Annotated in this window: 13 protein-coding genes; 4 read left to right on the top strand and 9 right to left on the bottom strand. The window is 69.0% G+C overall.

All coding sequences use genetic code 11. The annotated features are described in order from the left end of the window. Window positions 1-37 precede the first annotated feature (37 nt). The 3 genes from OXF11_12780 (at window position 38) to OXF11_12770 (ending at window position 2,262) form a co-directional block, all read left to right on the top strand. Window positions 38-760 carry a hypothetical protein gene (locus OXF11_12780; GenBank protein MCY4487970.1) on the top strand — a complete coding sequence of 241 codons (723 nt, stop codon included), beginning with the start codon at window positions 38-40 and terminating at the stop codon, window positions 758-760. Next, window positions 750-1,592: a TPM domain-containing protein gene (locus OXF11_12775; protein MCY4487969.1), complete on the top strand. Its 843-nt coding sequence runs from the start codon at window positions 750-752 to the stop codon at window positions 1,590-1,592. The genes OXF11_12780 and OXF11_12775 overlap by 11 nt, the downstream gene beginning before the upstream one ends. A gap of 97 nt (window positions 1,593-1,689) precedes the next feature. Next, entirely contained in the window at window positions 1,690-2,262 is a 573-nt protein-coding gene (locus tag OXF11_12770) for a LemA family protein (GenBank protein MCY4487968.1), read from the top strand. 198 nt (window positions 2,263-2,460) lie between these two features. Here OXF11_12770 and fdhF read toward each other — a convergent pair whose 3' ends face one another. From fdhF to OXF11_12725, 9 genes are all read right to left on the bottom strand, one after another. Continuing rightward, window positions 2,461-5,208, bottom strand: coding sequence for a formate dehydrogenase subunit alpha (fdhF, locus tag OXF11_12765; protein ID MCY4487967.1), 2,748 nt, complete (start codon window positions 5,206-5,208; stop codon window positions 2,461-2,463). Further along, window positions 5,205-6,908 carry an NAD(P)H-dependent oxidoreductase subunit E gene (locus tag OXF11_12760; protein MCY4487966.1) on the bottom strand — a complete coding sequence of 568 codons (1,704 nt, stop codon included), beginning with the start codon at window positions 6,906-6,908 and terminating at the stop codon, window positions 5,205-5,207. The genes fdhF and OXF11_12760 overlap by 4 nt, the downstream gene beginning before the upstream one ends. Before the next feature lie 51 nt (window positions 6,909-6,959). After that, window positions 6,960-7,139 carry a hypothetical protein gene (locus tag OXF11_12755; GenBank protein MCY4487965.1) on the bottom strand — a complete coding sequence of 60 codons (180 nt, stop codon included), beginning with the start codon at window positions 7,137-7,139 and terminating at the stop codon, window positions 6,960-6,962. A gap of 351 nt (window positions 7,140-7,490) precedes the next feature. Beyond that, the gene (locus OXF11_12750; GenBank protein MCY4487964.1) at window positions 7,491-9,299 is read right to left on the bottom strand and encodes an aldehyde ferredoxin oxidoreductase family protein; all 1,809 of its coding nucleotides are present in this window, start codon (window positions 9,297-9,299) and stop codon (window positions 7,491-7,493) included. Continuing rightward, window positions 9,296-10,207: an NTP transferase domain-containing protein gene (locus tag OXF11_12745; protein MCY4487963.1), complete on the bottom strand. Its 912-nt coding sequence runs from the start codon at window positions 10,205-10,207 to the stop codon at window positions 9,296-9,298. Before OXF11_12745 ends, OXF11_12750 begins: the two co-directional genes overlap by 4 nt. 89 nt (window positions 10,208-10,296) lie before the next feature. Beyond that, window positions 10,297-10,752 (bottom strand): hypothetical protein, encoded by a 456-nt coding sequence (locus OXF11_12740; GenBank protein ID MCY4487962.1) that lies wholly within the window; start codon window positions 10,750-10,752, stop codon window positions 10,297-10,299. Between the two features lie 20 nt (window positions 10,753-10,772). Next, entirely contained in the window at window positions 10,773-11,924 is a 1,152-nt protein-coding gene (locus tag OXF11_12735; protein MCY4487961.1) for an MFS transporter, read from the bottom strand. Between the two features lie 155 nt (window positions 11,925-12,079). Continuing rightward, window positions 12,080-12,937 carry an isocitrate lyase/phosphoenolpyruvate mutase family protein gene (locus OXF11_12730; protein MCY4487960.1) on the bottom strand — a complete coding sequence of 286 codons (858 nt, stop codon included), beginning with the start codon at window positions 12,935-12,937 and terminating at the stop codon, window positions 12,080-12,082. A 64-nt stretch (window positions 12,938-13,001) separates the two neighbouring features. Beyond that, window positions 13,002-13,988, bottom strand: coding sequence for a S1C family serine protease (locus tag OXF11_12725; protein ID MCY4487959.1), 987 nt, complete (start codon window positions 13,986-13,988; stop codon window positions 13,002-13,004). A 162-nt stretch (window positions 13,989-14,150) separates the two neighbouring features. Between OXF11_12725 and OXF11_12720 the strand changes: the two genes are divergently transcribed. Then, entirely contained in the window at window positions 14,151-15,119 is a 969-nt protein-coding gene (locus tag OXF11_12720; protein ID MCY4487958.1) for a DUF523 and DUF1722 domain-containing protein, read from the top strand. The last annotated feature ends 162 nt before the right edge of the window (window positions 15,120-15,281 follow it).

The raw sequence follows: 15,281 nt of genomic DNA, 5'->3' as shown, positions 1-15,281 counted from the left end.
AAGCGACGGGAATCTCACTCAACGGAGGCGGCAGCCCATGCCCGATGACTACAACCTGCAAGGAGCGCCTGAATCCATGCGCGCCTCGCTCACTCGCTACGCCGAGACCCTGAAGGACCTCGCCGGGGACAACGCGCGGTCGCTGATACTGTTCGGCGCCGTCGCCGCCGGCACCTTCAACCCACGGTCGCACACGGCGCGGAGCGTCTTCGTGGTGGGAGCGGTGGACCTGGAGATGCTGCACAAACTGGCGCGGCAGGGGCCGCGTCTGGGGAAGGCGCGCATCGCCGCGCCGCTGATCATGACGCCGGAATACATCGAGTCCTCCCTGGACACCTTCCCGCTCGAGCTCCTGGAGATCGCGCAGCGGCACGTCTGCGTGTTCGGAGAAGACCCTTTCCAGGATCTGTCTCTGCGCGCGGATGATGTGAGACACCAGTGCGAGCGGGAGCTCAAGACCATCCAGATCGGCATGCGGCAAGCGTTGCTGGCGACCGCGGGACGGGACAAGGCCCTGACCACGGTGGAGGTGGACGTGGGAGAGCGACTGCTGCGCGCGCTGCGGGGTTTCCTGTGGCTCCACGGCGACGCCGAACCCAAGACCGCGCTGGACACGGTGGCGGCCATCGAGAGCGGCATCCAGCGTTCACTGCCCGGGGTCCGGAGCGCCGTCGACGAACGGAGCCAGCACGGATGGGAGGAGTTCAAGACCCTCTACGCGGACGTGGACGCCCTGAGGACTCACGTCGATGCGTGGTAGGACGGCACGGCTCGTGCCCGGACTGACGCTGCTCGCATGCCTTGCTCTATCGGCGTTGCTGACGTCGGCAGGCGGAGCGGCCGTGACGGTCCGGGATCCCGGCGCCTACGTCGTGGACACCGCCAACCTCATCGACGCCGGCACCCAACGCCGGATGGAGGGGTGGCTGCGCGAGCTGGAGCAGAAGACCACGGCACAGGTCAAGGTGCTGACGGTGCCGACCACGGACGGCGAGGACTTCGTCGGCTTCGTCCAGCGCCACGCGGAGGCCTGGAAGCTCGGCCGCAAGGGCAAGGACAACGGCGCCCTCATCGCCTTGACCCTGAAGGAACGGAGGGTACGGGTCCACACCGGGTACGGCCTGGAAGGAGTGCTGCCCGACTCCTGGGCGGGCACGGCTTCGCGACGGGTGGCCCAGGATTTCTTCAGAGCGGGAAAATTTGCCGAGGGTTTGTTTGCCCTCACCGTCGCCACGGCCAACCGGGTGGCGGACGCGGGGCGGGTGAAGCTCACCGGCGCGCCGGACTACCGGATCCGCGGCGAACGCCGGCGCGTCACCGGCACGGGTATCGGTGGCTCGCTGATGCCCGTGCTGATAGGGCTGTTTTTCTTGAGCTCTCTGAGGCGGCGGCGTCATCGTACCGCCTGGGGCGGACGCGGCGCGGCTTCCGGCTTGCTCATGGGAGCGGTGCTGGGAAGCCTTCTCGGCGGCGGTTCCCGGTCCTGGGGGGCGTCGGGGGGCGGTCTCGGCGGGGGTTTCGGGGGCGGGTTCGGCGGTTCGTTCGGCGGAGGCGGCGGCTTCGGCGGAGGCGGTGGGGGCGCCGGCTGGTGAGTTGCACGCCGGCGAACGGGGTACGGCCGCTTTGAGGCCGGCGCCCGCTTGACGGCGGGAAGGATCGTGCATACCTCTTGAAGGGAGGGGAAACGCCTTGAACGCGTTGAAAATTCTGTTGATCGCACTAGCGGTCGTGGTGGGCATGGCATTGCTGGCGGGCGGCTGCGTCCTCAGCGGCTACAACCGCGCCATCACCCTCGACGAGGGGGTCAAGAACCAGTGGGCGCAGGTGGAGAACCAGCTCCAACGGCGCTTCGAGCTGATCCCCAATCTGTTGGAAACGGTCAAGGGAGTGGCCAAGCAGGAGGAGAAGATCTTCCTGGGGGTCGCCAATGCCCGCAAGGCGTATTTCCAGGCCGGCTCGGTCAACCAGAAGGCTCAGGCCGCCGCCGGGTTCGAGCGCGCGCTGTCCCGGTTGCTGGTCCTGCGGGAGCAATACCCGCAGCTCAAGTCCAACCAGTCTTTCCTGAAGCTCCAGGACCAGCTCGAGGGAACCGAGAACCGGCTGGCCGTGGAGCGGAAGCGGTTCAACGACAGCGTCACCGCGGTCAACACCTTCATCCGCAAGTTGCCGGGGCGCTTCTACGCGGACTTGGCGGGGATCGAGAAGGCGGAATACTTCCAGGTGGAGGAAGCCGCCCAGGAGACGCCGAAGGTCACGTTCTGAAGAACGTCACACGGCCCATGAAATTTGACTCATCTAACTTTTATGGTTATACTGACGACAGAACCAATTGCGGAAGGAGAGCAACTTGGAAGTCTGGCTCGTCATTGCCTTTTCCATCGCCGTCAGCCTCACCATCGCGTCGTTGCTGGAATACTGATTCCGGCGGCGACGATGTCCCTTGAATGACCGCGCGCGGCGCTACAGGCGCTCCACGCGCGCGGCACAGAATTTATACTCCGGAATTTTCCCGTAAGGGTCCAGCGCCGGGTTGGTCAGCAGGTTCACCGCCGCCTCGGCAAAGCAGAACGGGATGAACACGCAGCCGTCGGGGACGGCGCTGTCGGCGCGCGCCTTGATGTCGATGACGCCGCGGCGGGTGGAGACGCGCACCATGTCCCCGGCGGCCACGCCGAGACGGCGCAACTCCGCCGGCGAGAGGTTGGCCACCGCCTCGGGCTCCAGTTCGTCCAGCACGCTCGCGCGCCTCGTGATGGCGCCGGTGTGCCAGTGCTCCAGTTGCCGGCCGGTGCTCAGGACCATGGGGAACGACTCGTCGGGCTGCTCGTCGGGCGGGATGATGTCCACGGGCACCAGTTTGCCCCGCCCGCTGGCGGTGGGGAAGCCGTCGCCGAACACGACGTCGATGCCGGGCCGGTCCGGCGCAGGGCATGGGTAGGTCACTGAGCTTTCCCGCTCCACCCGCTCCCAGGTGATGTGGTCGAGGGACGGCATCACCAGCTTCATCTCCGCGAAGACGTCCGCCGGTCCGTCGTAGTTCCAGTCGAGGCCCATGCGCCGCGCGATCTCCTGGATGATCCACCAGTCCTGCCGCACGCCGTCCGGGGGTGCCAGGGCGGCCCGCCCCATCTGCACCTGCCGGTTGCTGTTGGTGACGGTGCCGTCCTTCTCGGGCCAGGCCGAGGCCGGCAACACCACGTCGGCGTGAAACGCCGTCTCGGTCAGAAAGATCTCCTGCACCACCAGGTGCTCAAGCCCGGCCAGGGCCTCGCGCGCGTGCCGCACATCGGGGTCCGACATGGCCGGGTTCTCGCCCATGATGTACATGCCCTTGATCCACCCCGCGTGCACGGCATCCACGATCTCCATCACCGTAAGACCCCGTTGCGGGTCCAGCGCCGTCTTCCAGACTTCCTCGAAACGGCGTCGTACGGCCTCCTGTTCCACCGAGCGGTAATCCGGATAGAACATGGGGACGAGGCCGGCGTCGGAGGCCCCTTGGACGTTGTTCTGGCCGCGCAGCGGGTGGAGCCCGGTGCCGGGTCGCCCCACCTGACCGGTGACCAGGGCCAAGGCGATGAGGCAGCGGGCGTTGTCCGTGCCGTGGATGTGCTGCGAGATGCCCATGCCCCAGAAGATGATGGCGGCACGGGCGCCGGCGTAGAGCCGCGCCACCGCGCGCAGTGTGCCGGCGTCGATGCCGCAGATCTCGGCCATGGCCTCGGGCGTGAACTCCGCCACGTGCCGCTTCAGTTCCTCGAAGCCTTCCGTGTGGGCGGCCACGTAGTCCCGGTCGTAGAGCCCTTCCCCGATGATGACGTTGAGGAGCGCGTTGAGCAGGGCCACGTCCGCGCCGGGCTTGAACTGGAGCATCCGGGTGGCGTGGCGCCGCAGCGCCTGGCCCCGGGGGTCCATGACAATCAACTCGGCGCCGCGCCTGGCGGCCTGCTTGAAGTAGGTGGCCGCCACCGGGTGGTTCTCGGTGGGGTTGGCGCCGATCACGATCAGCACGTCCGAGTCCTCGCAAGCGGTGAAGGGCGCGGTCACCGCGGCGGAGCCGATGCCTTCCATGAGCGCCGCCACCGACGACGCATGGCACAGCCGGGTGCAGTGGTCCACGTTGTTCGTGCCGAAGCCCGTGCGCACGAGCTTCTGCACCAGGTAGGCCTCCTCGTTGGAGCCCTTGGCCGAGCCGTAGGCGGCCAGGGCGTCGCCGCCGTCCCGGTCGCGGACCTGTCGCAGCCCTACGGCCGCGGCATCCAGCGCTTCCTCCCAGGAGGCCTCGCGGAAATGGGTGTATGGGTCGGCCGGATCGATATCCGCCGACGCATCCTTGGGCGCATCCTCGCGGCGGATCAACGGCACCGTGAGCCGGTGCGGGTGCGTGACGTAATCGAAGCCGAAACGCCCCTTGACGCACAGCCGGCCGCGGTTGGACGGGCCCGGGCGTCCGCGCACCGCGGCGATGGCGTTGTCCTTGACCTGATAGCCGATCTGGCAGCCCACGCCGCAGTAGGGGCACACGCTCGGCACCTCGGCGAGCGCCTCGCGCTTGTCCACGCCGTCCGCGTCCACCAGCGACGCGGGCATGAGCGCGCCGGTGGGACAGGCCTGCACGCATTCGCCGCAGGCCACGCAGGTGCTGTCGCCCATGGGGTCGTCGAAGTCGAAGACGATCTTGGCGCCGGCGCCGCGGTGGGCCATGCCGATGACGTCGTTCACCTGCACCTCGCGGCAGGCGCGCACGCACAGGTTGCAGTGGATGCAGGCGTCGAGGGCCACGCGCATGGCCGGATGGCTGCCGTCCGGAACCGGCGCCGCACGCGCGGGGAAGCGGCTGTCCGTCACCTCCATCCGCTCGGCCCACTGCCACAGGCGGGAGCCGGCGTCGTGGGCGGTCTCCCTGGAGGGCTGGTCCGCCACCAACAGCTCCATGACCATACGGCGCGCGCTTCGGGCGCGTTCGCTGTCCGTATGCACCGTCATGCCCGGAGCCGGGCGGCGGATGCACGAGGCCGCCAGCACGCGTTCGCCCTCCACCTCCACCATGCACGCGCGGCAGTTGCCGTCGGGCCGGTAGCCGGGCTGCGGGTCGTAGCACAGGTGCGGCAACACCGTGCCTTGGCGCTCGGCCGCCTGCCAGAGGGTCTCGCCGGGAGCGGCCTCCACCTCGCGGCCGTCGAGGGTGAAACGCACGGGCTCGCTCACGGCAACTCCTCCCGGAAGTAGCGGTAGGCGCAACGCACCGAGTTGGGCGCCGCCTGCCCCAAGCCGCAGATGGAGGCGTCCGCCATGGCCGCGCCCAAGGCCGCCAGCAAGGGCTCGTCCCACGACGGCCGCTCCATGAGCGCCACCGCCTTCTCCGTGCCCACGCGGCACGGTGTGCACTGGCCGCAGCTCTCGTGCTTGAAAAAGCGCATGAGGTTGCGCACGACCGCCTTGATGTCGTCCTGGTCGCTCAACACCACCACGCCGTGGGAGCCGACGAAGCAACCCTCGTCGTCCAGGGAGCCGAACTTGAGCGGGATGTCCGCCATGGAGGCCGGCAGCAGGCCGCCCGAGGCGCCGCCGGGAAGGTATCCCTTGAAACGGTGACCGGGCGCCATGCCGCCGCAGTGCTCGTCGATCAGCTCGCGCGCGGTGATGCCGGAGGGAGCGATCTTGACGCCGGGTCGCGCCACCCGGCCCGACACCGAATAGGCGTGGAGGCCCGCGCCGCCGTTGCGGCCCTGGGCCGTGAACCACTCGGGCCCCTGTTCGAGGATGTCCCGGACCCAGTACAGGGTCTCGACGTTCTGCACCAGCGTGGGCCGGCCGAAGAGCCCCGTTTCGGCCACGTAGGGCGGCCGGTGCCGCGGCAGGCCGCGCTTGCCCTCGATGCTCTCGATCATGGCCGACTCTTCGCCGCAGATGTAGGCGCCGGCGCCCCGTCGCGGAACCAACTCCACGTGCGGAACCAACCCTGCTTCCCGCAGCCGCGGTAGTTCCCGGGACAGGATTTCCCTGACCTCGGCGTACTCGTCCCTCAGGTAGAGGTAGGCCGTTTCCGCTTCCACCGCCCAGGCGGCGATCAACACGCCTTCCAGGAACCGGTGCGGATCGCTCTCCATGAAATAGCGGTCCTTGAAGGTGCCGGGCTCGCCCTCGTCCGCGTTGACCGTCATGAGCCGCGGCCCGGGATAACCGCGCACGATCTGCCACTTGCGCCCGGTGGGGAAGCCGGCGCCGCCAAGGCCCCGAAGGCCCGAAGCCGTCACCTGCTCCACCACGTCCTCACGGCTCCGTGTGCCGTCGAGGCACTCCTTCAAGAGCGTGTAGCCGCCCTCCGCGATGTACGCGTCGCAGTCCTTGCAGGCCGGTGGCACCGGGTCGGTCTCTCCACCCCGGACCAGGGCCGTCACCGAATCCACCGTCGCGCGGTCCACGCAGCGCCGCCCCACCCTGGCCACGGGCGCGCGGTCACAGCCACCCATGCACGGTGCCGGCAGCACGCGCGCGCCGTTGCCCAGCGCCCGCGGCAAGTCGGCCAGGAGGCCTTGCGCGCCCATCATCTCGCACACCAGCCCGTCGCACACGCGCACGGTCGGATGCGCCGGCGGCGCGGCACCGTCCCTGTCCACGTCGAAGTGCGCATAGAAGGTCGCCACCTCGTAGACCTCGGCCAAAGCCAGACGCATCTCCTCCGCCAACGCCGCCAAGTGGGCGCCGGACAGGACATGGTAGCGGTCCTGAATCGCGTGCAGGAACTCGATCAGCAGGTCCCGCCGACGCGGCCGGTCCCCCAGCAGCGCGCGCACCTGCTCCAGCGCCTCCGGGTCGACCTGGCGCCCTCTCGGGCGGTTCCGCCCGCGGCCCCGTCCCGCCCCCGGGTGCCTGCGCCGCCGCGGCGGCTCGTGCTTCTCGGCCATCTTCTCAGGCTTCCCGGTTCGACGTCCGTGAGCCGCGCGACCCGCGCCTGCTCACCGACCTTCCTTCTCGAGGCGCTCGATCAGCGCCGCCGCCTCGTCGAGACGCGCGCGCGCTTCCGCCGCCGACCGCGCCACCCGATCCGCCGCGGCCCCTTCACGCACCGCGTCCTCCAGCGTCGTCACGGCGATGCCGAAAACCTTCAGCAAACGGCGTGTTTCATCGCTTGGCATCGAGCCCTCCTTCATGTGTCCAGGCTCGCCGAGCCCGGACGCCCCCGAAACGTCATTCCCGCGCAACAGGCTGTGCCAACACTCCCGAAGCAACGCAGCCCCCGAAGAGTCATTCCCGCGAAAGCGGGAATCCAGGGGTGGCGAGGCGGAGAAACGCCCCTGTAGTTCCCCACCACCGCCCCTGGATTCCCGCTTTCGCGGGAATGACTCTTCGGGGTGGCGCTGCCGCGTCGTGGCCAAGTGGAAGTTGACACAGCCTGTTTCGCGTGAATGTCGTTCTGTTACGTAGTTGCCTCATCAGTTTCGACTCAGCCTGGAAAGCGGGAATGACGTAGCAGGCGAATGCGCCCGTCATGTAGCACACCTGCCCAGTCCCAACGCCTTGAGCTTGACCTCGGACACGCGGCCGTCCTCGTCCCACCCGCGGGCATCGTAGTAGTCCCGGAGCATGGCGCGCAGTTCGTCGCGGGTGAGCCGCGTCCCCTGGGCCACGCCCGTCGCCAGGGATTCCGTCAGCACCCGTGGCGGCAGCGCGTCGTCCTCGGGCTGCCAGCCCTCGCGCTCGTTGAAGCAGCGCTTGAGCGTGTGAATGCGCTCCGCCGCCAGACGCAGCTCGGCCGCGCTGTAATCCCAGCCCGTGACCTTCGCCAGCAGGTCCGCGGCTTCGGCGTAGAAGTCCTGGAAGCAGTTGCGCAAGAACTTGCACACGATCAGCGAATCCAGCGCCGCGGCGAAGTCCTCCGAAGCCGCCACCAGCGCGCCCCGGGGCGGCGCGGAGTCGAGGCGGTCCACCTTGCCGGAGAAGTCCGCCTCGTAGGCGCCGGAGCGGTTGTGGCACGCGCCGCGCGGACTCACCGCCAACCCCAGGGCCATGGTCTTGAGGCTCCGGGGCTCGTAGCCCGGCAATTCCAACCCCTTCACCTGCATGGCCCAGTCCAGCGAACCGTGGCCCAGGACCAGCGCCGCGCGCCGGGAGCCGTCCGCCAAAAGGGCGCCCACCCCCCGGCGCTCCGCCATGGCAGGTATCGCATCCAGCACCGCCTGCGCCGCGCCGAAGCGCAGGTTGCCGGCCTCCGGCAGGAGTCCGCGCTCCGCGCACTCCATGGCCCAGGCGAGGGTGCCGCCGGTGCTGATGCTGTCGAGACCGTATTCGTCGCACAGGCGGGCGGCCTCCAGCACCGCATCGCGGTCCTCAAGGCCGCACAGCGGCCCCAGGGCGAACAGGGTCTCGTACTCCATGCGCTGTTCGCCGCCCGACGACGCCTTGAAGAGCCGCTCGCAGCGAATGGTGCAGGACGCGCACCCGTTGCGCCGGCTGAAGCTGGTTTCGGTCAGGCTCTCGCCGCTCAACGCGTCGGCCGCGGCGAAGGTGGGCTGCTGGAAGTTGCGCGTCGGCAGCGCGCCGAGTCGGTCGAACACCGCCAGGTTGGCCACCGTGCCCACCTCGCGGTACTTGGCGGTGTGGGTCCCCAGGCTGCGCTGGCGCAGGGTGGCGGCGACCGCCGCCACGCCTTCGGGGTCCGCCACCTCAACGTGCTTGCCGCCGCACAGGGCGATGGCCTTGAGGTTCTTGGAGCCCATGACCGCGCCCACGCCGCCCCTGCCCGCGTGCCGGCCCTCGTTGCTGATGGTGGCGAAGCGCACGAGGTTCTCCCCCGCCCGCCCCACCGCCGCCACCCGCACCGCGGCACCCTCCAATTCGTCGCGCACCGCGTTCTCGGTGTCGGCCGCGCTCTTCCCCCAGAGATGGCGCGCGTCGCGCAACTCCACGCCGCCGTCCCGGACGAACAGGTACATGGGCTCCGGCGCCCGGCCGGTGACCACGAGCGCGTCGACGCCGACCGCCTTGAGCGCCAGCGCGAAGAAGCTGGACGAGAGCGAATCCGCGATGAAACCGGTCAAGGGCGATTTCGTCACCACCGCGTACTTGGCCGTGGTGGTGAGCCCGGTGCCCGCCAACGGCGCGCTGGCGAAGACGAGAGGGTTCTCCGGCGCCAGGGGTTCCACGCCCGGCGGAGCGAATTCGTAGAGCAGGCTGGTGCCCAGTCCGATGCCGCCGACAAAGCCGCGCAGGCGTTCCTCGCCGGTCTCGCGCCACCGGTGACGGCCCGAGTCGAGGTCCACGTGAAGGAAGCGGCCGTGAAACCCGTGCACGGTCATCCTCCGGCGTCGCTGGAAAGGAGCAAGACACGGTCTCCCGGCGCCACCCGGCGGCTGCCGTCGCGCACGAAGTCCCGGCCGTTGAGGTTGCACACGTGGCCGGCGGTGAGGCCGTCCGCCGCTTCGTTGAGGACCGGACCCACCAGCGCGGGCAGCATTCGCGCCAGCGCGGACCATACGTGGGCCAGCGTGGCCGAATCGGGGAGATCCACGGACACGCGGCTCGTGCCGGCGCGCAGGCGCGCGACCCCGAACAGCTCGACCTCGCATCGGCCGCCGGCGGGGCGCGCCGAGGGATTCGCGGCCGCCCGCCACCGCGCCAGGGCGCGCTCGTAGTCGTCCGGGGTGTTCATGTTGAAGAAGCTCGAACCGTCCGGATCCAGGACGCGGATCTCGTCCTCCTCCAGCTTGAGGGTGCGCACCTTGTCGTAGAGAAAGACCGGACGCAGTTCGCCGCGCCGGAGCTGACCCTCCAGCAACGGCAGCACCGAGCGCCGGTACACCGCGTGGAGCGGCTGAAGGCGCCCCTCCCAGTGCGGCACCACCACGTCGTGCCGCGGGAGCCGGGCGGCCAGGTGGGAAACCAGGGGAAGACTGAGGAACGGCACGTCGCAGGAAGTCACGAACGCGGCCGCACTCCGGCACTCCCGAAGGCCGTAGCAGAGGCCGCCCACCGGCCCCTGATGGGCTACCTCGTCGCGCACGAGAGTCACCGGCAGTTCCGGCAACTCCTGCCCGGGCGCGGCGACGAGCACGATATCCGAAAACAAGGTCGCCAGCCCGCGGATCACGAGCGTCACCAGAGGCTCTTCCCCGAACGGGAGCATGGCCTTGGGCCGGCCCATGCGGCTGCTCCTGCCGCCAGCCAGCACGACGGCCGAGCCGACCTTGTTCGATTCAACGCTCATGATACGGTGCGAGCCCCGATGTCCGACGCGAGACCCTCTCCCCCAGGGTCTCAACTGCATGATTCCACGACGGATACACGAGCACAAGCTCAAGAACAGAGCCGCAGGCGCAACTCTTGAAGGGCCTGCTGGAAGAGTTCGGGGTCCTTGGAGAGGGCGGTCTTGTAGAGGGCGTAGCGTTCGTGGCCGGCCCAGCGGCTCCATTCGGCCGGGGTGACTCGCGTCGATTCCGCGGCGCTGCGCGCGGCCACCGCTTCCGGCACGGCGGCAGCCGCCCACGCGGCCGCATCCAGCACCGGACAGCGCTCGGCTTCGACGCCGGCGCGAGCATGGGCCAGCGCGTCGAGGAATGCCGCGAACACCCGCCGCTCCTCGTCCGTGTCCGCCGGCAGGTGGCACAGCACCCACCGCTCTTCCATGCTGAAGGCGCGCCAGGTGTTCAAGGACACTCGGATTCCCGTCACGTCGAGCTTCATGCGCACGTGGAACGGCAGCCGCTCCAGGGTAGGATAGAACGCCGCTTCGAATTCAAACCGGTAGAACATCCGTGGTCACCGCACGCGCTTCACCTGAATGCCTGCTCCCGCGTCCCCTTCAGGAAACGGATGCCCCATACCATGACGATGGAGATCACGAAGTTGCCGAAGGCGATCATGAACGGGATCGTGTAGTTGCCGAAGATATCGTGCAGGAAGCCGCCGAGCCATATCCCCACCGCGCCGCCGACGCCGATGCTCAGGGTGAAGTAACCGTATATGGCGCCGAAGTCACGACCGAGGAAGACGTCCGCGGAGATGGCCGAGAGCACCAGCGCACGGGAGCCCTGGCCAAGTCCGTAACAGGCGGCGTAAGCGTAGAGCAAAATGGGTTGGGTGGTGTCGCCGGCCGCCACCAGCGCCAGTATCCCCGCCGACGACACCAACTGTACCAGCGTGTAGGTCATCTGGTGACTCAGCACGTCGGTCAGGAACCCGAAGAGCACCCGGCCGAAGATGCTGAATACCCCCATGAGGCCGAGGATGGAGGCGGCGAAAAACGCGTCGTAGCCGATGTCCACGGCGTGCGCCACCTGGTGGTTGGTGATGATCTGATTGCCCATGCTGGCGAACACGCGCGACACGAAGAGCAGCCAGAACATGGTGCTGGTCAAGGCCTCCCAGACCGTCCACTCCCCACCCCTCGCCGCGGGCTCCGCCTCGGCCTTCCGCGGTGTGATCCGGTCGCGCGGCATCAACACGCCCGAGGGCAGCACCACCAGGACAAACGCGAACACGCCCATGGCCACGTAGGCCACACGCCAACCCCAGATGTCCACGAAGAATTGCGCCACCGGCAGCAGCACGGCGATGCCGAGGCCGCCCCCGGCCCACGCCAACCCCATGGCCAGGCCCCGGCGCCGGGTGAACTGGCGCGCGATGATGGCCACGTGGGGGACCATGCCCATGAGCCCGAGTCCCAGCGCCGTGACCACCCCGACCCATATGTAGAGTTGCCACAGCGATGTCACCGTGGCGCTGAAGCCGAGGCCCACGGCGAGCAGAATCCCACCCAGCACGAGGGTCTTGCGCGAGCCCCAGCGGTCCACGAGAGAGCCCGCCAGCGGCATGGAGAACCCTTCCACCAGCACCGAGATGGACAGCGCCGTGGCGGTGACGCCCCGGGACCAGCCGAAGGCATGGAGCAGAGCGACATAGAACACCGCGTAGGTGCCGCGAATGCCGCGATTGAAACCCAGGTGCAGAAAGGCCAGGCCGACCTGGCCGACACGCTGGGCCGTGGTGGGAGTTGAATCTTGAATGGGCCTCTACCTCCTGAGGGAACTCTGATCGCCACCTGCGAGAAAGGCTGCGTCGTTGAGGTCCGGGACGGCTGCTACAAGAACTCGTCCGTCCAGGCGTCGTACCGGTCCTGGTCCAGGACGAGCCCCATCAACTCGGCGGACGCGGCCTTGTCCTTGAGTCCGGCGGGCGGGTGTCCGGCGCGCAGGTGCGCGTAGGCATCCTGAAGCGCGCGCACCGCCACCTGGAACGGCATGTGGCCCTGGAGAGCGATACGCACGCCGTTGGCGGCCAGGAATTCCCGGTCGTGCAACTCCGGCGGGGTGGTGCCCAGCACCACCGACAGGGACGTCATGGCATGGATGGCCGCCACCTGCTCGCGCAACCGCACGCCGGTGAAGAACACGCCGTCGGCGCCAGCCGCCGCGCACGCCTTGACGCGTTCGGCCAGGGCATCCACGCCTTGGGTCGGGAGCACGCCGGTGCGCCCCAGCACCACCAGTTCCGGGTCCGTGCGCGCCGACACCGCCGCGCGCACCTTGCCGGCGAACTCTTCCAGCGAAATGAACTCGTCGCGCTCCTGTCCGAAGGCCCGGGGGAGCCGCGTGTCCTCGATGGTCAACGCCGACACGCCCGCGGCTTCGAGCTCCGCCACCGTGCGCATCACGCTCAGGGCGTTGCCGTAGCCGTGGTCCGCGTCCACCATCAACGGCAACCGGCCCGCGCGTGTGATGCGCCGCGCCTGTTCCGCGAACTCCGTCAGGGTGAGGACGACGATGTCCGGCGCCGCCAGCACCGTGGCCGAGGCCGTCGAGCCCGCCAGCATGGCGATCTCGAAGCCGGCGGCCTCGGCGAGCCGGAAGGATACCGGATCGAAAACGGAAGCGGGGTAGTAGCACTCACCGTGCTGGAGCAGCTTGCGGTACTGCCGGCGGCGGTCGGTGGCGGTCACGGTGTTCTCCTCGACGCGGGTGTATGTTCCGTGCCCGGTCGAGTCCCGAACACCACGCCGCTTCTCAATGGCTCGGATTCAATCGCAAATAGTCGTAGCGGTCGCCGGACACGACGCTCACTTCTTCGACCCGGACCCCTTTGAGAACGTTGAGCGGGACGCTGACTCCGGGGACGCCCAAGGCCCAGACCTTGCGGTAGAGGTCCGCAAGGCCCTGCACCGGCGCGCCGGCCACGCCCGCGATGAGCTGCCCGGCCTCAAGGCCCGATCGCGCCGCCGGCCCTCCCTTCGATACACGACGGACCATCACGTGTCCACCCACCGCTTCCATTTGCGCGCCGAGCCACGGCCGCCGTCGGGTGGCGGTGAAACCCTTCACCGTCAGGTCCGAAAGGATCGGTTTCAGCAGGTCGATGGGTACGAACATGTTGCCCGGCACGGGCTGGCCCGGGATCGCCTCCGGCACCTGCAGCGAGCCGATGCCGAGCAATCGGCCGCTCCGATCGATCAACGCGGCGCCGCCGAAGTTGGCGTGGTGCGGCGCGGTGAAGATCGCCTTGTCCAGCAGGTATTCCCAGTAGCCGGCGAACTCCCGGCGCGAGACCACGTAGGCGCCCTGCCCTGACGGACCGTTCTCCGCATGGCTCAGGATCAGCACCTCCGCGCCCTTGTCCACGCTCTCCGACAAGCCCAGCGACAAGGGCCGCGCGCCTCCCACCGCGGACAAGGCGCGGAGCAGGCCGAAGCCCGTGGCATGATCGTAACCCACCACCTCCGCCGCCACGGTCCTTCCGGCGGAGTCGGTGACCTGTACCTGGGAAGCCTCCAGGATCAGGTAGCCGATGGTGAGCACGAGGCCGTTGGAGTCGATGAGCACGCCGCTGCCCTCGCGCAACGGCCCGAGGGTGCGGGCCGTGCGCGCCTCCGCCGGCACCTGCGCGCGCACCTTCACGACGGCGTCGAGCGTTTCGGCCGTGAACTCCTGTCCCAGGACCGCGGCGGGAACCGCCAGGAACAGGACGAGAACGACAAGGATAACCCGCTGGCTCATGAGACACCTCCGCGGCGCCCAATGTCGGATGCGCGCTCCCGTCACCGGATCGAGCGCGGGCGCCATCCGCGTGGTTCGCATCTTACACCCTTTTTTGCGCGCATGCTGCGCATCACGGGCCGGGAAATTTGACACGGTCGCCTTGTCGATGGAGGATGAGACATGCTTCGCATCGGCGCCAGCAGTTGCCTCCTGGGGCACCGGGTCCGTTACGACGGCGGCCACAAGCGCCACGGAACCGTCACCGAGACGTTGTCGCACTACTTCGAGATCATCGCCGTGTGTCCGGAAATGGAAGTGGGGATGGGGGTGCCGCGGGAGCCCGTCGACCTCATCGGAGACCCGCTTGCGCCGCGCATGATGGGCCAGCGTTCCGGCCGGGACTGGAGCGGGACCATGGAGCGGCATGCGCGGCGGCGGGCAGCCGAAATGGAACGCCTCGGGGTATGCGGGTTCGTGCTGAAGACGGGGTCGCCGAGTTGCGGGCCGGATGGAGTCCCGGTGCGCGCGCGGTGGGGCGAAGCACCCGTGGCGCGCGGCCTTCACGCGCCGCCCGCCACCGCCCCAGGTACCGCCAGCGGCCTGTTCGCGCGGGCATTGACGGACGCCCTGCCCCTGTTGCCGGTGGAAGCGGAAGACCGGCTGGACGACGCGTCGGTGTGCGAGCATTTCATCGAGCGGGTCCACGCGTATCGGGAGTGGCGCGAGTGCGAAGCCGAAGGGCCGTCCATGTCGCGGCTCCAGGACTTCCACGCCTCCCACAAGCTCACCTTGCTGGCGCACAGCGAGACGCACCTGCGCCTCCTGGGACGCCTGCTGGCGGAAGCCGGCGACGATGCCACCGAGGCCGTGGCCACGCGTTACGGCAGCGCCTTCATGGAAGCGCTGAAACAGCCCGGGACACGGGGGACCAACGCCAACGCGTTGGAGCACCTGGCGGGCTTCCTCTCCGCGCGGCTTGACCGCGACAGCCGGCAACGGCTCGCGCTCCTGGTGCACGACTACCGCGTGGGAAAGGTCCCACTGTCCGCGCCCGTGGCCCTGATACGCCGCCACGCCGCCGAACATCAGGTCGACTACGTGCTGCGGCAGAGCTTCCTGCGCGCACCGGCAACGCGGGATCCGCTGTAGCGGCAGGTTCCGCCGGCACTAGGAGCCTGCGCCGTAGAAGACTGGTTGAATTGTCACGCCCCCGGATCGTCATTCCCGCGAAAGCGGGAATCCAGGGGTGGTGGGGCGAGGAACATGCCGCTATACCCCGCCCAACCCCTGGATTCCCGCTTTCGCGGGAAT

The organism is Deltaproteobacteria bacterium (assembly GCA_026712905.1).
Taxonomy (GTDB): domain Bacteria; phylum Desulfobacterota; class Binatia; order UBA9968; family JAJDTQ01; genus JAJDTQ01.
This window is presented reverse-complemented; position numbering and strand designations above follow the sequence as displayed.